General features: G+C 49.3%; 22 protein-coding genes. 19 read left to right on the top strand and 3 right to left on the bottom strand.

From position 1 onward, the window contains the following. The first annotated feature begins 42 nt into the window (after window positions 1-42). Genes yycF through JMF85_RS04410 form a run of 5 tightly spaced genes read left to right on the top strand, consistent with a single transcriptional unit; the run spans window position 43 to window position 5,550 of the window. Window positions 43-771, top strand: coding sequence for a response regulator YycF (gene yycF, locus JMF85_RS04430; RefSeq protein WP_054796117.1), 729 nt, complete (start codon window positions 43-45; stop codon window positions 769-771). A 25-nt stretch (window positions 772-796) separates the two neighbouring features. Then, on the top strand, window positions 797-2,644 hold the full coding sequence (walK, locus tag JMF85_RS04425; RefSeq protein ID WP_127605318.1) for a cell wall metabolism sensor histidine kinase WalK: 1,848 nt from the start codon (window positions 797-799) through the stop codon (window positions 2,642-2,644). Continuing rightward, complete coding sequence (locus JMF85_RS04420) at window positions 2,641-3,930, top strand: YycH family regulatory protein (protein ID WP_127605316.1); 1,290 nt, start codon at window positions 2,641-2,643, stop codon at window positions 3,928-3,930. The genes walK and JMF85_RS04420 overlap by 4 nt, the downstream gene beginning before the upstream one ends. 34 nt (window positions 3,931-3,964) lie before the next feature. Further along, window positions 3,965-4,708, top strand: a complete 744-nt coding sequence (yycI, locus tag JMF85_RS04415) for a two-component system regulatory protein YycI (protein WP_127605314.1) — start codon at window positions 3,965-3,967, stop codon at window positions 4,706-4,708. Between the two features lie 38 nt (window positions 4,709-4,746). Next, window positions 4,747-5,550 carry an MBL fold metallo-hydrolase gene (locus JMF85_RS04410; RefSeq protein ID WP_127605312.1) on the top strand — a complete coding sequence of 268 codons (804 nt, stop codon included), beginning with the start codon at window positions 4,747-4,749 and terminating at the stop codon, window positions 5,548-5,550. 58 nt (window positions 5,551-5,608) lie between these two features. On the opposite strand, the gene JMF85_RS04405 is transcribed toward JMF85_RS04410, so the two are convergent. Further along, entirely contained in the window at window positions 5,609-5,821 is a 213-nt protein-coding gene (locus JMF85_RS04405; protein ID WP_127605310.1) for a hypothetical protein, read from the bottom strand. A gap of 173 nt (window positions 5,822-5,994) precedes the next feature. On the opposite strand from JMF85_RS04405, the gene JMF85_RS04400 reads away from it, so the two are divergent. The 7 genes from JMF85_RS04400 (at window position 5,995) to JMF85_RS04370 (ending at window position 12,026) form a co-directional block, all read left to right on the top strand. Beyond that, window positions 5,995-7,227: a S1C family serine protease gene (locus tag JMF85_RS04400; RefSeq protein ID WP_236595736.1), complete on the top strand. Its 1,233-nt coding sequence runs from the start codon at window positions 5,995-5,997 to the stop codon at window positions 7,225-7,227. Window positions 7,228-7,449: 222 nt separating this feature from the next. Then, on the top strand, window positions 7,450-7,617 hold the full coding sequence (locus JMF85_RS04395; RefSeq protein WP_127605308.1) for a CxxH/CxxC protein: 168 nt from the start codon (window positions 7,450-7,452) through the stop codon (window positions 7,615-7,617). 446 nt (window positions 7,618-8,063) lie between these two features. Next, on the top strand, window positions 8,064-8,543 hold the full coding sequence (gene rlmH, locus JMF85_RS04390; protein WP_054796120.1) for a 23S rRNA (pseudouridine(1915)-N(3))-methyltransferase RlmH: 480 nt from the start codon (window positions 8,064-8,066) through the stop codon (window positions 8,541-8,543). A 231-nt stretch (window positions 8,544-8,774) separates the two neighbouring features. Beyond that, window positions 8,775-9,728, top strand: coding sequence for a hypothetical protein (locus JMF85_RS04385; protein ID WP_127605306.1), 954 nt, complete (start codon window positions 8,775-8,777; stop codon window positions 9,726-9,728). 38 nt (window positions 9,729-9,766) lie between these two features. Next, window positions 9,767-10,129 carry a hypothetical protein gene (locus JMF85_RS04380; RefSeq protein WP_201317825.1) on the top strand — a complete coding sequence of 121 codons (363 nt, stop codon included), beginning with the start codon at window positions 9,767-9,769 and terminating at the stop codon, window positions 10,127-10,129. Between the two features lie 16 nt (window positions 10,130-10,145). Then, on the top strand, window positions 10,146-10,610 hold the full coding sequence (locus tag JMF85_RS04375; RefSeq protein WP_127605302.1) for a hypothetical protein: 465 nt from the start codon (window positions 10,146-10,148) through the stop codon (window positions 10,608-10,610). 195 nt (window positions 10,611-10,805) lie between these two features. Continuing rightward, entirely contained in the window at window positions 10,806-12,026 is a 1,221-nt protein-coding gene (locus JMF85_RS04370) for an IS256 family transposase (protein WP_127610792.1), read from the top strand. On the opposite strand, the gene JMF85_RS04365 is transcribed toward JMF85_RS04370, so the two are convergent. Then, window positions 11,929-12,300, bottom strand: coding sequence for a helix-turn-helix domain-containing protein (locus JMF85_RS04365; protein ID WP_236595738.1), 372 nt, complete (start codon window positions 12,298-12,300; stop codon window positions 11,929-11,931). The two genes, JMF85_RS04370 and JMF85_RS04365, sit on opposite strands and share 98 nt — an antisense overlap. Window positions 12,301-12,528: 228 nt before the next feature. Here JMF85_RS04365 and JMF85_RS04360 point away from each other — a divergent pair, with 228 nt between their 5' ends. The 4 genes from JMF85_RS04360 to JMF85_RS04345 all read left to right on the top strand — a co-directional run bounded on the left by JMF85_RS04360 (window position 12,529) and on the right by JMF85_RS04345 (window position 14,840). Then, window positions 12,529-13,284, top strand: coding sequence for a hypothetical protein (locus JMF85_RS04360; RefSeq protein ID WP_201317823.1), 756 nt, complete (start codon window positions 12,529-12,531; stop codon window positions 13,282-13,284). A 138-nt stretch (window positions 13,285-13,422) separates the two neighbouring features. Beyond that, window positions 13,423-13,884 (top strand): hypothetical protein, encoded by a 462-nt coding sequence (locus JMF85_RS04355; protein ID WP_127605296.1) that lies wholly within the window; start codon window positions 13,423-13,425, stop codon window positions 13,882-13,884. Between the two features lie 2 nt (window positions 13,885-13,886). Beyond that, complete coding sequence (locus JMF85_RS04350) at window positions 13,887-14,033, top strand: hypothetical protein (protein WP_164751728.1); 147 nt, start codon at window positions 13,887-13,889, stop codon at window positions 14,031-14,033. 315 nt (window positions 14,034-14,348) lie between these two features. Then, window positions 14,349-14,840, top strand: coding sequence for a hypothetical protein (locus tag JMF85_RS04345; protein WP_201317822.1), 492 nt, complete (start codon window positions 14,349-14,351; stop codon window positions 14,838-14,840). A gap of 194 nt (window positions 14,841-15,034) precedes the next feature. Here JMF85_RS04345 and JMF85_RS04340 read toward each other — a convergent pair. Then, a protein-coding gene (locus tag JMF85_RS04340) for an IS3 family transposase (protein WP_201317821.1) occupies window positions 15,035-16,284 on the bottom strand; the annotation gives its coding sequence in 2 pieces (ribosomal slippage) (window positions 15,035-15,975 and window positions 15,975-16,284; 1,251 coding nt in all). Between the two features lie 97 nt (window positions 16,285-16,381). On the opposite strand from JMF85_RS04340, the gene JMF85_RS04335 reads away from it, so the two are divergent. The 3 genes from JMF85_RS04335 to JMF85_RS04325 all read left to right on the top strand — a co-directional run bounded on the left by JMF85_RS04335 (window position 16,382) and on the right by JMF85_RS04325 (window position 19,328). Then, window positions 16,382-16,903, top strand: a complete 522-nt coding sequence (locus tag JMF85_RS04335) for a hypothetical protein (protein ID WP_201317820.1) — start codon at window positions 16,382-16,384, stop codon at window positions 16,901-16,903. A gap of 440 nt (window positions 16,904-17,343) precedes the next feature. Next, complete coding sequence (locus JMF85_RS04330) at window positions 17,344-18,117, top strand: TerC family protein (RefSeq protein ID WP_127605291.1); 774 nt, start codon at window positions 17,344-17,346, stop codon at window positions 18,115-18,117. 563 nt (window positions 18,118-18,680) lie between these two features. Further along, window positions 18,681-19,328, top strand: coding sequence for a hypothetical protein (locus JMF85_RS04325; protein ID WP_236595735.1), 648 nt, complete (start codon window positions 18,681-18,683; stop codon window positions 19,326-19,328). Window positions 19,329-19,330: the final 2 nt, after the last annotated feature.

Below are 19,330 nucleotides of genomic sequence, written 5' to 3'. Positions count from 1 at the left end.
CTAGCTCAACAAGATCGCATGAGACAGGCGGTGAAGGATTCGATGGCGAAAATACTGGTGGTTGACGACGAGCAGCCGATTGCCGATATTTTGAAGTTTAACCTGGAAAAGGAAGGTCATGAGGTAATTCTCGCTTATGACGGAGGCACCGCGGTGGAATTGGCCTATTCGGAGGAACCGGACTTGATTCTGCTTGACTTGATGCTGCCGGTGAAGGATGGCATGGACGTATGCCGCGATGTGCGGGCGAAGCTGAACACGCCGATCATTATGCTGACAGCCAAAGACAACGAAATCGATAAAGTGCTCGGTCTGGAGCTCGGAGCCGACGACTATGTGACGAAGCCGTTCGGCACGCGCGAGCTGTTGGCCCGGGTGAAGGCGCATCTACGTAGACAGCAGAAGGCGGCGATGGTTAGCGCCAATGCCCCTGAGGAGGCGGTCCGTCAAGGGCTGCGTATCCAAAGCTTGTTTATCGATACCGACATGTATGTCGTTTATAAAGATGAAGTGCCGCTCGACCTGACCCACCGGGAATTCGAGCTCGTGCAGTACTTGGCCCGCAACAGCGGCAAAGTGATGACGCGCGAGCATTTGCTGCAAGCGGTCTGGGGGTTCGAATACTTCGGCGACGTACGAACGGTCGATGTTACGATTCGTCGGCTGCGGGAGAAGCTGGAGGATGACCCGAGCCGGCCGGAATATATCATCACCCGCCGGGGGCTCGGTTATATGATGCGGAACTCGAAGTCCGGCGCAGGCGGGTATTAAACGTGGACGGACGGTGCTGCGGCCGATGAAGAGCATCCGTTTTTTTCAATCCATTCAGGCGAAGCTGATTATTATCTACGTGCTGTTGATCCTGATTGCGATGCAGCTGATCGGGGTTTATTTTATCCAGACGCTGGAAGGGTCGCTGAAGAAGGATTTTATCGATAACCGTAACGCGCAGGCGCTGCTGCTGGCTCAATATGCCGAAGGGTATTTGTTGGAGAGTCAGAATCAGGAGGCCGGCAAGGCAAGCGACAGGGAACCGAAGCGAACGTATGCGGACTTGAATCAGGTGGTGAACAGCTTGTTCGCGAGCGGACAAGCGGAGATTCAAGTGATCGATGCGAATGGCGTGGTGCTGACGACGTCGCACGAAGACAACCAATCCGTCGTGGGGAGTAAAAACACGCAAACGGAAGTGACGCGGGCGCTGCAGGGCATTAAGGACAACCAGCGCATGTTTACGGATCTTGACGGCGCGCGTAAGCTGGTCATTGCAAAGCCGATCGGTTCGGGCGCCAAAATCTATGGCGCGGTTTACATTATCGCCTCGATGGAAGAGGTTTATAACACGATGAACCGGATTACCCGGTTTTTCATCTCCGGGACGTTAATCGCGCTCGGGTTGACGGCGGTGCTCGGCGTCATCCTGTCGGCCACGATCACGAATCCGATCAAGGCGCTGACGAAGCAAGCAACCGCGGTGGCGGACGGGCGATTCGACGAGAAGGTGCGCATTATGGGGCAGGACGAGCTCGGACAGCTCGGACAGACGTTTAACTTCATGATGGAGCGGCTGCAGGAAGCTCTTACGATGAACGAGGAAGAGAAGGAGAAGCTGGCGTCGATCTTATCCAACATGAACGACGGTTTGGTCGCTTCCGACGACCAAGGCCGTGTGATCGTCATTAATCGGCGCGCGAAGCAGATCTTGAAGGTCAATGAAGACACGACGCTAGGGATGCCGCTGGCCGAGCTGCTCGGCATTACGCCGGACATCGTGCGCCAGTTGGAGGCGAGCGAGGATCATTCAACGACGCTGCAGTTCGTTCACGAGGAGGAGGATCCGCTCTTCGTACGCGTGACCTACACAACGCTCCACAGCAAGGGACGCGGTGCAGCCGGTACGATCGCCGTGCTGCAGGACGTGACGGGGCAGGAGAAGCTGGAGCAAATCCGCCGCGAATTCGTAGCCAACGTCTCGCATGAGCTGCGGACGCCGCTGACGACGATTAAAAGCTACCTGGAAGCGCTCGAGGACGGGGCGCTTGATGAGCCGCAGCTGGCGGGCAAGTTCGTCAATGTGGCGCACAACGAGACCGAGCGCATGATCCGGCTTGTTAACGATCTGCTGCAGCTGTCCAGACTTGATTCCAGGCAGGTCATGATTACGAAGGAGCTGACCGACGTGACGGACATGCTGGAAGAAGTGGCCGATCGCTTCTCGTTTCAGCTGGAGCAGCGCAATATTGCGATTACGATTCAGGTGGAGCCGGACGTTCGCAGCATTATGCTCGATCGGGACAGAATCGAACAAGTGCTCGACAATCTCATCTCCAATTCGATCAAGTATACCCCGGAGGGCGGACACATTCATATTCATGCCGGCTGTCCGGAGCGGGAGCGTCTCGAGGTGTCGGTGTCGGACGACGGCATCGGCATTCCGCGTAAGGATTTGAACCGGATTTTCGAACGGTTTTATCGGGTGGACAAGGCCCGTTCGCGTGCGATGGGCGGGACGGGACTCGGTCTATCGATTGCCCGGGAAATAGTAAAAGCGCACGGCGGCGCGATTCAGCTTGATTCTGAGCTCGGTCAAGGGACCAAAGTGACCTTCACACTCCCTTACCTGCAAGAGGAGGCAGCCGGATGATGGAGAAATTGAAGACAGCGGCTCTGACGCTGCTCGTCATGCTAAGCTTGCTGCAAAGCTATCTGCTCGCCTACAGTTACCCGCAGCCGGAACAGCCGGTCATTCAGGAAGAATATGTGAAGACAGAGATGCTTGGCACGCAGGTGTCGCTCGATGAGATGCTGTTCCCCGATCATATCGTCGTTCATCTCGGCAACCAGCAGCATACGGTATTTTATCCGCAAACCGAGCCGTATACCGAAATTTTCGATACGGTCAAGCAGCGCAATTTAGAGGGCTTCCGCAAAAACAACCTCAGCGCGCTCGGCATGAATTGGGACGATGTTGCGGCCAAGCGGCCCGGTGTGGAGATCCGGTTTCGCGACGGACTGCCGCTGAATGTGCTGCAGCGCATCATGCAAATCAAGGGCGATTTGCCGCCGGATAACGATGTGATCACGCGGATTTGGATTTTCGCCCAGAATGAGAACGAAGTACGTACGATACTGTTTACGGATACGACGAATTTGATATACGAGGCGACCAAGGCCGATTTTACGACGAAAGATATTGAGGAGCGTTTCCTGGGTGCGGTCGGTACCGCCATTCCGTACAAGCCGTTCAACGGCAGCCTTTATTTGCCGCAAAAGCCGATCCCGATGACGGCTTATACGATGCCCTACACGCAGCTTACGGTCGATCAGTTAAAACGGACGTTCTTCGTCGACCCGGCGGTAACGCGAAACTTGATGGAGCGGGACGGCTCGGAAATTTATACCGATTCCAAGCGGGGGCTGCAGTTAAAGAGCGAACAGCACTGGATGACCTACTCCGACCCGGTGGCGCCGTCTACGGACAACAAAATCGACTTCCTCGGCAACCTGCTGGCCGCCGTCCAGTTCATTAACCAGCACGGCGGATGGAATGGTACGTATGGCGTACAGAAGGTGCCGGAGCGTTTGCTGCCGGGCAGTCAATCGTACCTGTTCCGTCAATATTACGGGGCGTACCCGTTGATTAATCCGCGGAACGAAAATTTCGGGTTTATCAAGATTACGCTGCAAAAGGATATTGTCTCCGGCTACGAGCGTTCGACCCTTACGCCGGAGACGCGCAGCGTGACCCGGCGGGAGCTGGAGCTGGTTGGCGGCGAGGCGCTCGATGCCAAGCTGGATCAATATACGAAGAAGTCGCAGATCGTCGCCTTGTTCCCGGCTTATCGGCCTGTAATTACGGACAAGTCGCTCGAATTGATGCCGGTGTGGGCGATGGAGCTGTACGACGGCACGTATGAGTTTCTGGAGTAGCGGACGTTGACGCTAAGAAGAGGAGGGAAGGCGGATGGATTGGGGCCGGGCCAAGACGATACTGATTTTATCCTTTTTGCTGCTGAATGTGATTCTGGCGGTTCAGCTTGGCACGAGCCGATCCGATCTGCTGGAACTTGGGGGAAATCCGGAAGCGCAGGCGGCAGAGGAGCTGCAGCGGCTGTTGAAGCTGAACAATATTCAAGTGCCCGCAGACATTCCGAAGGAAGTGCCGAAGCTGCGGGAGATTGTGGCGCGGTTCGACGAGCATTATACGCCGGATCAGCCGATTCCGCTGGCGTCGCCGTTCAAGTTCGACCCGCTGATCAACAAGGGCACGTTCAAGGATATGCTGGCCAAAACCGGCATCGCGTACACGGAGTCGTACCAGTTCGACCCGGCTATGAGCCGAGGCGGTACATACGTCTTCCATCAGCTGTACGGTACGCTGCCGATGTTCGAGGTGCAGCTCGAGCTGTATGAGAAGAACGGCATTGTCAACGCGTACCGCCAAGGGTTCGTGGAAGTGCAGGCGGAGGGAAGTCAGAAGGAGCAGAATGTCATCTCGCCGTATATTGCGCTGCGGAGCCTCATTGAGAATCATCTGCAGCCGGGGGCGGTCATTACGGGCGTACGGCTCGGGTACCACGGCCAAGTGTATAACTCGCAGACCTTGTATATGGTGCCGACGTGGCGGGTGTCGCTGAGCAATGGCGATTTGTATTTCATTCATGCGATTAACGGTGCGGTGGAGCCGCCGCAGAATAAAAAATCATAAGCTTGAAACGTTGGCAAACATGGGTTAGGAGCAGGGAAATGGGAATACGGTTTACGGTTCTGGGGAGCGGTTCGACGGGCAATGCGACGGTTGTCGCGACGGAAGAAGGCAAGGTGCTGATCGATGCCGGCTTGAGCGCCAAGAAGATCGATCAGCTCATGAAGGAGCGGGACATGTCGCTGTCGGAGATCGACGCTATTCTGGTCACGCATGAGCATGCGGATCATATTAAGGGTTTGGGCGCTGTGGCGCGGAAATATAATTTGCCTGTATATGCAAATGAGAAGACGTGGTCTGAGCTTGACCGCCATATCGGCGAAATCGCGGAGGCGAACCGGTGCGTGATGCAAACCGGCGAGGTGCGCGAATTCGGCTCGCTGCAGGTGGAATCGTACGGCATCTCGCATGATGCGGCCGAGCCGGTCGGGTATTGCTTTTATCACGAGGAAGAGAAATTGAGCGTGGCCACCGACCTTGGCTACATGAGCTCGAAGGTGAAGGAGAAAATTCAAGACAGCGACGTGCTCGTGCTGGAATCGAATCACGACATCGAGATGCTGCGGATGGGCCGATATCCGTGGAATATTAAGCGGCGCATCCTCAGCGACGTCGGGCACTTGTCGAACGAAGCGGCTGGCCATGCGCTGCTGGATGTGATGACAGAGCGGACGAAACGGGTCTACTTGGCCCATTTAAGCCGTGATCACAATCTGATGGATTTGGCCAGGCTGACTGTGAATAACATAGTAGAGGACCGACTGGCGCCGGATGACCACCGTCCCAAGCTGATGGATACGTACCACGACCGTGCGACGGCGTGGGATCGGCTGGGCGAGGAATAGATGCTTCTGGACGCCAGCGGTTATGGCGGACCTTGCGGTCAGGTGAGGGGGGGGGAGGCTATTCGGCGCCGGGAAGGCCGGCCGCATCCTGCTTCTCGAGGGCATGGGCCTTGTCGGTCAGTTCCTGCAAGGTTAAGAGTCCCTTCTCTTGAAGCAGCTCCATTAGGGCGCTTAGCAGCAGCGTGCTGCGGTATTGATGGTCTTGAAGGTCGGCCAGCTTGCCGATCCACGCGATTTCGTCGAGATGGGAATGAATACGGTTCGTTGTCATTGGAATCATCCTTCCTGAGCAGGAATGGTTATGATTCTATTCTAGTCTCGTTCGGGCGAAACTATTCCTAGTATTTCCGTTTTTCAGAGTGCTAGATTATCGGGTACACTTTAGAAGTAACCATCAGGAAGGGCCGCACAGCAGGTCACTGGCGGACCAAGGGGGCAGCGACGGTGAGTTTATTTGATGACGATTTTTATTCCACGAAAATGTCCCGCAGGGAAGCGTGGCGTTTGCCAAGAAGCGGTCCGTTCGGACTTCCGGTGTGGATGCTCCCGGCTGCCGGCGGCGCCTTTGTGACGCTGGCTATCGTCCTGGCGTTCTACGCCGGAGAAGCGCAGCCGCAGGCTGAAGCAGTCGCCGCTATGGCCGTGACGCCACCCGGCGGGGCGGTGAGGCCGGATATGGCCGGCGAGCGTCAGGCGAGCGATATGGTGGTCGGCGCTGCGGCGAAAGTGTGGCCGGCCGTCGTAAGCATTCTGGGCTCCGCTGCGGAAGGCGAGCAGGGAGCGGACGCTGCAGTTCCGGGCCGGGGGCCGATGGGGCTCGGTTCGGGCGTCATTTTCGCTCGGGCGGGCGATAAGGTGCGGGTTGTTACGAACAATCATGTTGTCGACGGGTTTACGCAGCTCGATGTCATTACGTTGACGGGTGAGAAGCGCAAGGCGACCTTGGTCGGCCGCGACCAAATTACCGATCTCGCTGTGCTCGAAATGGAAGGCAACGGGATTAAGGAAATCGCGGAGTTCGGCGATTCGGACGCCCTGCAGCCGGGGGAGACGGCGATTGCCGTCGGTAACCCGCTTGGGCTTGGCTACGCGCCGACCGTGACAAAGGGCATTATCAGCTGGCCGAAGCGTACGATCCCGGTTTCGCTAGGTCGGGAAGGCGAGTTCGACTGGGAGATGGACGTGATTCAAACGGATGCGGCCATTAACCACGGAAACAGCGGGGGCGCGCTCGTCAATCTCGACGGCAAGGTGGTCGGCATCAACACGTTGAAGGTAGCGGACATGGGCGTGGAAGGGCTCGGCTTCGCCATCCCGATTAATGAAGCCAAGTCGATTATCGAAACGCTCATTAAGGAGCATCGGATCAAGCGGCCATATATTGGCGTCGTGACGCAGGATTTGCAGGCATTCAAGGGGACGGAAGAGCTGAAGCTGCCCAAGGACGTGAAGCAGGGCGTACTCGTCATCGATGTGACCGGACCGGCGAAGAGTGCGGGGCTGAAGAGCAGCGATGTTATCGTCGAGCTCGACGGCAAGCCGGTTGACAGCACGCTGTCGCTGCGCAAATACATTTATAGCGCGAAGAAGGTCGGCGAGAAGCTGTCGATCACGTATTACCGCAGCGGCAAGAAGTACACGGTATCGGTGACGTTGGAGGAGCTGAAGGAGCGCTAAGGACGACTTGGGCAGCTGATCCCTCTGCCTTGGGAGGGTTCCTCCTTCGTGCGGGACGTAGAGGGAAGCAGGGAGCGGGGTGACATTTTCGCCGGAGTCCGGCGTTCGTCTGTTGTGAGTTGGGCCCGATTGGGGTAAACTAGTAATACAGTTTCAATACGGGTGCGGGGATGATTGTGGCGGCGCTCGTATGATTAGGGAAGAGAAAAAGGGGTTTCGTGGATGCATGTGGTTTGTAAGGAACACTTAGAGCTTGCGATCGATATGTTCGTGGATGAGTATGAGGATGCGCCGGATATCGTGGACTTGGAACAAGTGAAGTTCAGCGAATGGCAGGCGCCGGAGCACTGCGAACGATGCTCCGGTCCGGGGCGGTTCTTAGTCGTATAGGGAAGTTACGGGGAGAGGGTCGGAAGGTCGACCTTCTTTTTTGTTGCACGTGGAACTTTTTGGGGGCTGTTGGGATGCAGGGTGCATGGGAAGACGGGAAGCGGGAATGAAGGTGCATGCGGTGATGGGTAGGAAGAAGAGCGTGGGAAGAGCAGGAGGGTCCGGGAAGAGCAGAGGAGATTAGGATGAGTAGGGAAGCTGGGGCAGCAGTTATAGTGAGGGAACTGGAAGTTGGTGAGGCGGGAGCGGGAAAGGGAGAAAAGCGGGAAAACGAGGGAAAGTAGGAGACCGGGGGACCAGGGGACCAGGGGACTAGGGGGCCAGGAAAAACCAGGCTAACCAGGTATACCAGGTAAACTGGGCAACCTAGGAAATCAGTGATAACAAGATTAGAAAACCCGAGGAAGCTAGAAGTATAGTAAACGTGAAAGCGGTGGATTAGGCGGATGAACATCCAGATTGTGGCCGTAGGCAAGTTAAAGGAAGCGTACTTGGTGCAGGGCATTGCGGAATATGTGAAGCGGCTCGGGCCTTACGCGAAGATGCACCTGGTGGAGGTGCCCGACGAGAAGGCACCGGAATCGATGAGCGCCGCCGAAGAGGCGCAGGTCAAGCATCGCGAAGGCGAGCGATTGCTCGCGCAATTGCGCAGCGATGCGTTCGTCGTGGCGCTAGCCATCGACGGACGTGCGCTGTCGAGCGAGGAGCTCTCGCGGCAGCTGCAGGATCTGGCCACGTACGGGCGCAGCCACGTGGCGTTCGTGATCGGGGGCTCGCTGGGCTTAGCCCCCGAGGTGTTGGCGCGCGCCGACCTGAAGCTGTCGTTCGGGCGCATGACCTTGCCCCACCAGCTGATGCGGCTCGTGCTGGTGGAGCAAGTGTATCGCGCGTTTAAGATCGCGCGCGGTGAACCGTACCACAAGTGATGGTAAAGGAACGGTTTGAATTGACGATACCGTATAAAATGACTGTCGGCAAAGAAACAGATGTACACATAAGGGACTTAAATCGTTAAGTGTGAGTGATTTTAAAATGATAAAGACGATAGTTCATCCATATGTTACAATTAAAAGTGTATAGCACTAATCATTTCGTTGCATGGGAACGAGCCTCATGATACATTGGTATAAAATGTATTGATTAGGGGGACATTGTTAATGCGGCTGCAAGATGAACTAGTAATGCAAGTGCCGAGCGGAGCGTTAAAGCAGATAGTAAAAAATGAGGGGCTTGAAAGCGAAGTAAAATTAAGCTCCAATGAGGAAATGGCTGAGATTATTGCCAGTAAAATTCCAGAGGTTGGTAGAAGGTTAGCTTCTGAGTTTAAGTTTGCAGGCGCGACCGCCGTAAACGTTCACATGATGATTAACGGAATTTCGGCCGACTGGCACAACAAGGAGTATTTTAAAGACCATCTTGTAAAAAAATATACTGGTGCCATTTTTGCTGGTGGATTACGGCCTGAATTAACTCATGAACCAAAGTTGATTAGAGCACATGAACTTGCAGATCGAATGGTGCTTGCTTTCTCATACTTAGGCACTCCACGACGATATTTGGAAAACTATGAAATTGTATTTAGAAGTCCTCAAGTGTTGGACTACGTGGTCATACATTTCTCGCCCTTTGCTTTAGAAGTACGTGCAAATCAATCACAAAATGATCTTTTTAAAACAGCTGTCCTAGAGATCATGGATATTAAAGAAGAAGTAGTATGGGACAAGCTTACAAAATTGAACGACGAACAAGCAAGGCAATTAGCACTGGCATTAGGCGCTCGGTTACGTGCTGCCAAGCATAAAATGACCGAAGGGGTTTATGCCACAAAAGAAGTTACAGCGAACACTCAGGTTGAGGATTTGGAAAGTCAGGAACAGTATCAGTTAGAGTTTTCTAATCAACCGATGAAAAAGAAAACATTCGTGTTCAAGTTTCCATACTCTTTTGGTTATGAAGAAGAAAGCATATCATACGTCATCACAGGTGAAGGACTATGGTTTCGCTCAAATGTGGGCGAGGAAGCTATAAGACATGTTTTTGAACACATTTTGCAGATAAAATTTCCTAAGGACGAATCCGAAGAAGATCAAGAATTCGTTGAAGGAGCATAGAATGATTATAAGTAAATAAGGGAAAGGTGGTGGAGAGCATGGACGAATTTGAATTGGAGGGCATCCTTGAAAAATCTTTAGAGGAAATGGCTGTTCAAGACAAAAAGTTTTTCTCTCCTCACTTTGTTTGCACATACACGGGAATAGCTGATTTAAAGGCTGTCTCTGAGTATTTATTTACAGAGGCCGCAAAGACAAAGAGAAAAAAAATTTATGTTTATTATGAGGTCGAATGTCCCGAGGGCGATAGTGATTTTTCAGTAGACACTCCAGAAAAATTGCCGATTATAGAACGGAGATGTCATATATGTGGAATTGACTATATTCCGAATCCTGAAAGAATATGGGTAGGTTTTAATTTTACATCTGAGTACTTACAATTCGTAAAAAAAAGAAGTTAACAGTACTCCCGAGCACGTGAGACCCATTGATAATAGCAGTTATTCTGGTTCAACATCATTATATGACTTGAACAAGGTTGGCTTAGGTATACAACAGCAAATATTTATTTTGAAGGAAGGAAGTTGTGCCACCGTGTATAACAGTTCAAACAATATGAGTGGTAATACTTTTAATGGAGATATTAATGGAAATATTGGACAAGGTGGTCGAGATGTAGTTCAAACATCTAATGTAACAAGCGGCGTAACTGAAGAAACGCTCGTGAAATCACAAGCTTTGATGGCTGATTTAGTTAAGTTTATTGATGGTCTTCCTGAGGCTCAAGAGAAAAAGGATGCACAGAATGATGTTACTCAATTGCAAGAAGCAATTAAAAATAAAAATTTTGACAGAGCTAAGAAGACATGGGGAATGTTTGGAGATGTGGTAAGAACCTCATCTTCTGGACTTGCAATAGCTAAGCTATTTGGATGGTTGTAAATTTGAAATAATAGGCATAAATAAGAAACAGGCTCACTCATTGAGCCTGTTTCTTATTTATACGGAAGTGTATTGAAAATTTCAGCAAGTATATTTCTGCTCATGCGTATTTGGCTTACTTCGAGTCTGTAAAATAAAATGTGTAAACTCTCAAACCTGATAAAATGAAAGTAATAGAAAGGTTGGGGAGCACACATGGGATTATGGACAAAAGAGCAGCTTAGGGCCTTCATTAAGGAGAACAAGCTGGTGACCGCACAGGACGCGCAGAATGCTTTGAAAGACTTATTTGCCGAGACGCTGCAAGAGATGCTGGAGGCCGAGATGGAAACGCATCTGGGCTATGAGAAGCATGACGTGAAGAACAAACAGACGACCAACAGCCGCAACGGAAAGAGCAAGAAGAAGATCACCAGCGAATACGGCGATCAGGAGATTGCCGTGCCCAGGGATCGTCTGGGCGAGTTCGAGCCGCTCGTGGTAAAGAAGCATCAATCCAACGTCACCGGCATCGAAGATCAGATTATCGCCTTATACGCCAAAGGCGTGAGCACGCGGGAAATCCAAGATCACCTGCAGAATCTGTACGGTATCGACGTTTCGCCGACGATGATCTCGAACGTCACGAACAAAATCGTTCCGCTCATCAAGGAATGGCAGAACCGTCCGCTGCAAAGCGTGTATGCCGTCGTCTTCCTTGACGCCATTCACTTTAAGGTCAAGCAAGACGGCGCTATTGTGAACAAGGCCGCCTACATGGTCATCGGCATCGATCTGGATGGTAACAAGGATGTGCTGGGCATGTGGATCGGCGAGAACGAATCGGCCAAGTTCTGGCTCAGCGTCCTAAACGACCTAAAGAATCGCGGCGTACAGGATATTCTCATCACCTGTGTCGATAATCTTACCGGTTTCTCTCAGGCCATTGCCGCCTGCTATCCGAAGACGGAGATTCAAAAGTGTATCATTCACCAAATCCGCAACTCGACTCGCTATGTGTCCTATAAGGATCTGAAGAAGGTAACAGCTGATCTGAAGCCGATCTACAAAGCGGCGACGGAGGAGATGGCGCTTGTGGAGCTGGATCGTTTCGAGGAAACATGGGGCGCTAAATATCCGCTCATCATCCGTTCGTGGCGCAGCAACTGGGACGAGCTCGCTACCTTCTTCAAGTACCCTCCCGAACTGCGCAAGCTCATCTACACCACCAATATGATTGAGAGCTATCATCGTCAGCTTCGCAAGGTAACGAAGGGAAAGAGCATTTTCCCCAGCGACGAGGCTCTTCTGAAGATGCTTTATCTTGTAACCATGGATGTCACCCGTAAATGGACGGGGCGCGTCCAAAATTGGGGACAGATGCTGCTGCAGCTATCCGTTTTCTTTTCGGATCGAATCGGGCAGCACTTGCCGTAAGGGGCCAATCTCCCCTAGGGGAGATTCCTTTATACATGAGTTTACACAAAATTATTGACAGACCCCTTACTTCCTTGCCTTTCAAAATAGCCAGCACTTCATGTAAAGCGGCTTCCTTTTCCTCGGCAACAGGTAGTATAAAAGGTTCATCAAACTCAAAAAGCAATTTGGGCTCAACATCTAATGCAACAGCAATTTTGCCGATGTTCTCTAATGATAGATTACGTTCCCCTCGCTCGACACCACCTATATATGAAAAATGAAAGCCACACATTTCCCCAAGTTGGTCTTGCGACAATCCTTTCGACTTGCGGTAATCTCTAATCCTTGAACCTACAAGTTTCAGAATATCCTGCATTGGCATACACCTCTATGATTGAGTGTAGACAACAGCAGGCATTGCAGTAAGAAGTAGTATAGTATCAAAATCTTTAATACTATTAGTATCACAATCGTGTATAATTTTGGATAGCCACAATTTGTCGAAAAAGGAGAGCCACATATGCAAGGAAATCGTACAAGTCAGGGACAAAGAACTACATCACCCGTTAGGAGTAGTGTTCCGCAGCAGAAGCCACCAGTACAAGCGGCAGCTAAACCAACAGCAGGTAAAGAAGCAAGCACATCGGGAACAAAAAGTAGTCGTTCAAATACAACCAAGCCACAGGGGAACAAATTCTTGCAAGGCTGCTTAGGTTGTTTTGGGATTCTGGTTGTATTAGCGATTGTCGCTTTCTTTGTATTTGCATTGATAGGTGATGACGAGTCGGGGCTAAGCAATCAAACGGTAAACGCACCTTCCCAAACAAACAAAGCCACTCAAACAACAGGAGTAGACGGGCAGGTACGGTCTGCCATTACAACGGCAATAGGTGCAAAGACTAATACAGGGGTTGCAAGGATAATTGATTTACAGGTTAACGATCATGCCGGTACGCAAAAAGATGGGGATAAGATTGTAATTACAAGGCTACAAGCAAACGACAATCTTAGCAATAATATGATTAAGGGCGGAATGCAATTAGAATCAATAAAGGTATTCAAAGAACTTTTCAAAGTAGCTGATGTTGAAGAAGTGGCGATTACGTGGGAGTTTCCTATGACAGATAAATACGGAAATACTTCATCCAGTCCCGTAATGAAAATAAAATTGAACAGGGCAACAGCAACTAAAATAAACTGGGATAGCTTTGATAAGAAAAATTTCGAAAGCGTAGCGAACTCATATTGGGAGCATCCTTCTATTCGTAGTAATTAAAATCTTCGGTTTACATCATCATCATTGGACTGTAAACTATAAGTATAAACTTCCAAACCTTTCAAACTTCCAAGCCTTTTTCCCTTGCGGAATGGGCTTTTTTTATTTTCAAAATGAGAGGAAGCGAAGCAAAGCAAAATGGCTAAAAGTGTAGCGCAACAAATTGAAGGACGGATTAAACAAGAAGAAAGGAAACTGCAAGAGATTGAACAACTAATAGAATCGTATTGGGATAAGGTTAGAGAACTACGCAATATGATTTATACCTTACAACAGGGGGAACCGCACCCTGATAATCCTGTTAAAATCGCCGATCTTCAAAGGCAGGTACAGTATTACGAATCTTTAGCTGAACAAGTATCAGTAACTGAACGACATAACCAACTTTATAAACTTGGCATATTGAAAGAAAATGCTGTCAGATTACGGTACCTTTTACAGCACAATAAAACCATTTTAGTAACGAAACGCCAAGAGGTTCAGGTTGCTAAGTTACGGGCGGCTAAAATGGTTGAAGATGCAGAACAGACTGTACTAGATACACAGTGCATGATTGATATACAGGAGAAAGAGTTGCTAATTCTCGAAGGAGGGGAATAAGGTTGAACAATGAACTAAACCAAGCGGCTCTCGAAGCCCGTAGACAATACAACCGTGAATACGCAAGGAAGTGGCGGCAGCGTCCTGGCAATAAAGATAAGCAGAAGGAGTACGAGCGTAAGCGCTGGGAGCGGCTATCGTTAAAGTAGCCAGAGACTTACGAGGATGTGGCAGACGCCTATTTGATTAAATATATAGGGAAAACCCCCACCCACACTACAAAATCGAAAAATAAGGGGATTAGACTATGAGAGAAATAACAGAAGAAGCATTAATGTACGATGAGAACGACCATTTAGCGGCAATAGATTTACTAAGTTGCTATATTGATTTTATACAAGGTAAAGGTTTAACCCAGCAGTAGAAAGAGATCATAACGTCGGGAAATTGTTGATTGCTATTATTGATCAATACGAAGAAAACGTCGTAGGCAAGGAAAGATCCCAACGCAGTTTGTTGAATATTTGAGCCTTTTTGACCGAGGTGAATTAAGTCAAATACCAATTATCTTCATCTGGTTAACAACCAGCTTAGATTTTCAGAAAATGCTGGTTGATGCAACTTCGCGTAATAGAAGAATTTTACTACATGATAGCTTTATTATTACTGGTCCTGATAAGCATGAATGGCCAAAAATTATAGATGAAACATTTAGTTTCCATAATAGTGACAAGTCGCTGGCTGATTTTGAGATTATTGAAGAAGATGTAAAGGGAATTAGCATAGATTACCATACCATTGGGAGTGCTATGGAGGCAGTGGGGGTGCGTCTCGCTGATAATCTAATTGATATTCACAATCTATCGGAATACCAAGTAATACTAATGTGGCCAGTTTCGGATGCTCTACGAACCCAGCGCGTTTTGCAATTCTCTAAAGCCCGTGAAGGTTACAAACTTAATTGGGAAGCCTGGCATAGAGAGCTAAATGCCGAGGATCGCGGTTTAAACCCGTAACTTTAGAGTCTTACACCCTTATTCACACGATTGCGTAATTTCTCATTGATTTACGTCGTTGTCGCTCGTTGTCGCCCTTGACATGGAGCCTCCAGCGGGCATGATTTTTCGCGATAGGGCGATGCGGATAACACATGCATCGCGAGGCTAACAAGCCTATCATGCCCGCCCCTCCATGTAAAGGGCTTTATCCATCATACCTTAATCACAAGCGGTTTTACGGCTTGCTGATGCATAGCTTGATGAAATTCCTGCGGGGATAGATCATACAAACTTCCATGGATCCGCCGCTGATTATAAAACAAGAGATAGTCAGATACGATACGGTATGCATCCTGATAACTCTCAAATTCATGCCTGGAGAGACACTCTTGTTCTAAAATGGCATGAAATGCTTCGATATGCGCATTTTTATTCGGCGTTTTCGGAGGAATACGTTCATGTTCTACACAATACTCCAGGCATGCTTCTTCAAAAGCATGGCTGATAAATTGCGGGCCGTTATCGGTACGAACCACGGGCAGCTGATCTTTCTCAAAGAGCCGCCGTTTCCATAACGCTCTCTGCAGGATTTGCGCAGCATGCTTCCCTTCACAAGAGAGGCCCATGTGGTAGTCGATAATCGATCGGTCGTAGACGTCAATCAGGCTGAGCAAGAAAAAGAAACGCTGCTCTGCTGCAATATAGCCGTATTTCACGTCCATCTCCCAAAGCTGATTCGAAGCGCAAATCTCACGGTTGTTCGCCAGCTTTCGGGGATATTGGATTCGCTTCCGGCGTTGTGGCTGCAGGATGCCCAGTTCCTGACACAGCCGGTATACTTTTTTCTTGTTAATGATCAGCCCATACTGTCGTTTCAGGCATACGGTTAATTTACGGTAACCGTAAGTCGCTTCTTCCCCGGCAATAAGCTCCATCAGCCATTCCTTGATCTGCTCATCGCTGACGGGACGCCGCTTATGATCCAAGGAAAAGCCGGGAATCGGCCGTCCGCCGTTATACACTCGCTCTTGCTTGAAGTGTTTCTTCCGGTAATAGTACGTCGCTTCACTGACGCCGACGATTCGCAGCACCACTGCAGCTTTATAACCCCGCGCAATCCATTTGTCGGCGATCTCTATTTTGTCCGATAGGCGGGGTTCACCTTTTTTACGAGATCACGAAGAATCGCAATCTCCAAATCCTTCTCGCCCAACAGCTTTTTCAATTTGTCGTTTTCCTGCTCTAACGCTTGAAACTCTTTGGATGATGGAGTGTAGGCTGCAACTTTTTTGGATTCTGGTGATGCGTTTTTCCAGCCTGTCTGCTTCGATTGACGAATCCAACGAGCGAGCATTTTCCCGTCTATTCCATGTCGTCTTGCAACTTGACTTGCATTGCCTGCTTCTAAGGCTTCTTGGATGAGCTGTTGTTTAAATTCAATGCTGTAACTCTTGCGCTGCATCTTTGATCCCTCCACTTTTGTTAATTCATATTGTAGTGGATAAGGAGAAAAGACTCAAAGGTAAATATGGGGCTTTAGAGATCGGGCCCAACTACCATTGAAGGAATTGAATCGCACGCGTCTTTATTTTGACGTAAGGATAATACCTATCCGGGCTGCAGACCTTCGTAGGCTCTGTAATGACTTAGATAATCCAGAGGGTACTTATGGTGACTCTTATGTTGGAAGGTTTATGAGAACTCATTTTTACCAAGTTGTAGCTGATAAGTGGGATGAATATGAGTATACTCCTCTAAAGGAGAGAGAGTCCAAACGGGCTGAAGAAGCAAGGGTTTGGTATGAAAGTGTTACAACTAAGCCAACCCAGCTTGGGAGAAGGATAGCAAGAGTGTTTAGAACAAGCGGACTTGAGGCTACTTATGAAGAAACCTTAACTTCTGGGTATAGTTCAGTACGGGCTGATATTTTCATAAAGCGCCCAGGTTCTCAAAAGCCGAAGGTAATAATTGAAATAAAGGCTTTTTCAACAGAAGCAACCATGCCGTCTTCAATAAAGGACGCAATAAAAGTTACATTGAGAAGACATGCGCAATTTGCTGGTTTCTTGCAAAGACAATAATAAAAGGGCACCTTCAATGGCCTTCAATGGGTGCCCTTTTATTGACTATAAAGATTTTAGAAACAGTACCCAAAAACTTGCCGTTAAAGATAGAGCGGTGAACCGTATCATAAGTAACGGCAAGTTTTTTCCTGCTTTTCTTTAGCTTCAGGTCAGGATATCTCTCAATTGAATGACGGTAGGAATCATCGATCTGATTAGAATGTTCTTTATACGATTAATAAAATGAAATGAGACATTACTTGACAGCTTCAAAGTGGTATATTATAGTCGGACAAGCTAATAATAAAATGGCATATACTTCAAGGTCTTGAGGAGATTGAAAAGGAGTAACGGTACAATCAAAGCCGTGAACACGGGGAAATCCTAGGCTCTATTGAACTTAGGTTGTAAGCGACAACTTTGTCATCACCATTCTTACATAGAGAGGAGAAGTGCTGTTGGATTCACTTTGGTTGGAATATGCATGGGCATTACTGATTCTTATTGGATTGGAAGGTTTGCTATCGGCGGATAATGCCCTTGTTCTGGCGGTTATCGCGAAGCATTTACCGGAGGACCAGAAGAAGAAAGCCATCAATTATGGGATCATTATGGCTTTTGTTTTTCGCTTCGCCGCTCTGTTTGCGATATCGTTTATTGCGAACGTCTGGCAAATACAGGCGATTGGAGCAGCTTATCTTCTATACCTTGGGTTAAAGCACATAATCAAAGCGCGTTTCGGCAAGGAAAACGAGAACATCCGCGAGGACATAAAAAAAGATGCTACAGGAAAAGGCTTCTGGCCAACCGTAGGAAAAATTGCTCTTGCGGATCTCGCCTTTGCGATTGATTCCATTCTTGCTGCAGTAGCTCTAGCACTCGGTCTCCCGGACTCACCGCTTCGTGACTTCGGCGGTATGGACGGAGGACAATTCATCGTTGTTGTGCTTGGTGGAATCGCTGGGCTCGTCCTAATCAAATTCGCGGCTAATTGGTTTGTAAAGCTGCTTGCTCAGCGGCCAGCACTGGAGACCACGGCTTACGCGATCGTGGCATGGGTCGGTGTGAAGCTCGCTGTGATTACCCTGGCCCATGAAGATATTGGTGTGTTAGGTCATCATTTCCCGCATAGCACAGGCTGGACCCTTATCTTCTATGGTGTGTTGGTTGCGATCGCCCTTCTCGGTTGGTTTGCGCCTGCGAAAAAACATTCACAGGCTGATCAGCTCTAGGTTCAACATCCAGACAGTCCTTCATAGCTGACAAGTGGCCATCCCCTAAGGACAGCCCCATTTTGCATTTTGATTTTAGCTGCTGCTACTAAGGAGTAATTAACGACGTTTAAGGCGTTCAGGTGAACCATCCATTGTAGGATGGCCCTAAAACTTGCCGTTAAAGACAGCGCGGTGAACCGTACCATAAATGAGGCGAAACTTTGGATTTCTTTGGCTAGTGCGATTAGCCCACTTTAGATACTCTAAAGCAAAATGGAGACGGGCGGAGTAAGCCTTCCGTCTCCATTCTTATTTCCAACTCCCTAATTTTTATGGATCTAGCGAGATAGCGTTGATATCCTCCTATACTACCGCTCCTTTTAGCCTAGAAATAGGCATAAATCGGTACTTTAGACCCGCATATAAATTTGGAAAACTCATCTATAATTAAGGAAACTTTTTTCGATATTAATCGATATTTTCTCAGAAAAGGTGAGTTGTCTATGTTTTCTCCTTTCCAAAAGAAGAAGAATGGCCTTGAGGAGCAACAATCGCGAGGGGATCGCGGCATAAGGAGGGACTTGGAAGAACCACAGGAGGAAGTGTCGGTAAATTCAGCTAAATCCGAGGCGAGTGAAGAGCCTTCAGGCTCTATTATGATAAATAAGGCCCATATGGACAAAAGGTCGCTCGATCTGGTATTCGCCGTAGAGCAGATGATTAAGGCCAAGCAGCATGTCGAAATGAGCCACAACGATTTGCAGGATCGGCTAAGCCATTCGAACGGACAAATTGATCGATTGAACAGGGACTTGAAGAACCTGGGCAAGGTCATCGAGGAGCGTGAGAAGAGCATCCAGGAGCTGGAGCAGAGACTGACCGATAAGAATCTGAAGGTCGACCAGATGATGGAAGACTACCGAGAGCTCCATTCCACCTTGTCTGGTGAGATCGAGGAGCTTAAAAGCGTGATTGAGCTCGAACGCCAGAACTATGCGGGCTTGCTTCAGAAGCACAACGAGACGACTGCCGATAAGAACAAGAGAATCAGCGAGCTTGAAGAGAAGAACGGGAGGCTTGAAGCCGAGCTCTCCCAAATGAAACAGAAATTCGATGCCCTTCGTCAGGAGAAGACGCATCTCCTTAATATTGTAAATGACTTTACTAACCGGCTAACGTCTCCATTTGCACCGAATGCAGGCCCGATTGATGGAGCTTCAACCGATTAAGG

The organism is Paenibacillus sp. EPM92 (genome assembly GCF_016586185.1).
Taxonomy (GTDB): domain Bacteria; phylum Bacillota; class Bacilli; order Paenibacillales; family NBRC-103111; genus Paenibacillus_G; species Paenibacillus_G validus.
This window is presented reverse-complemented; position numbering and strand designations above follow the sequence as displayed.

Coding starts and splice junctions, on each gene's coding strand:
- yycF (WP_054796117.1), top strand. CDS start 43: ATGGCGAAAATACTGGTGGTTGACGACGAGCAGCCGATTGCCGATATT.
- walK (WP_127605318.1), top strand. CDS start 797: ATGAAGAGCATCCGTTTTTTTCAATCCATTCAGGCGAAGCTGATTATT.
- JMF85_RS04420 (WP_127605316.1), top strand. CDS start 2,641: ATGATGGAGAAATTGAAGACAGCGGCTCTGACGCTGCTCGTCATGCTA.
- yycI (WP_127605314.1), top strand. CDS start 3,965: ATGGATTGGGGCCGGGCCAAGACGATACTGATTTTATCCTTTTTGCTG.
- JMF85_RS04410 (WP_127605312.1), top strand. CDS start 4,747: ATGGGAATACGGTTTACGGTTCTGGGGAGCGGTTCGACGGGCAATGCG.
- JMF85_RS04405 (WP_127605310.1), bottom strand. CDS start 5,821: ATGACAACGAACCGTATTCATTCCCATCTCGACGAAATCGCGTGGATC.
- JMF85_RS04395 (WP_127605308.1), top strand. CDS start 7,450: ATGCATGTGGTTTGTAAGGAACACTTAGAGCTTGCGATCGATATGTTC.
- rlmH (WP_054796120.1), top strand. CDS start 8,064: ATGAACATCCAGATTGTGGCCGTAGGCAAGTTAAAGGAAGCGTACTTG.
- JMF85_RS04385 (WP_127605306.1), top strand. CDS start 8,775: ATGCGGCTGCAAGATGAACTAGTAATGCAAGTGCCGAGCGGAGCGTTA.
- JMF85_RS04380 (WP_201317825.1), top strand. CDS start 9,767: ATGGACGAATTTGAATTGGAGGGCATCCTTGAAAAATCTTTAGAGGAA.
- JMF85_RS04370 (WP_127610792.1), top strand. CDS start 10,806: ATGGGATTATGGACAAAAGAGCAGCTTAGGGCCTTCATTAAGGAGAAC.
- JMF85_RS04365 (WP_236595738.1), bottom strand. CDS start 12,300: ATGTGTGGCTTTCATTTTTCATATATAGGTGGTGTCGAGCGAGGGGAA.
- JMF85_RS04360 (WP_201317823.1), top strand. CDS start 12,529: ATGCAAGGAAATCGTACAAGTCAGGGACAAAGAACTACATCACCCGTT.
- JMF85_RS04355 (WP_127605296.1), top strand. CDS start 13,423: ATGGCTAAAAGTGTAGCGCAACAAATTGAAGGACGGATTAAACAAGAA.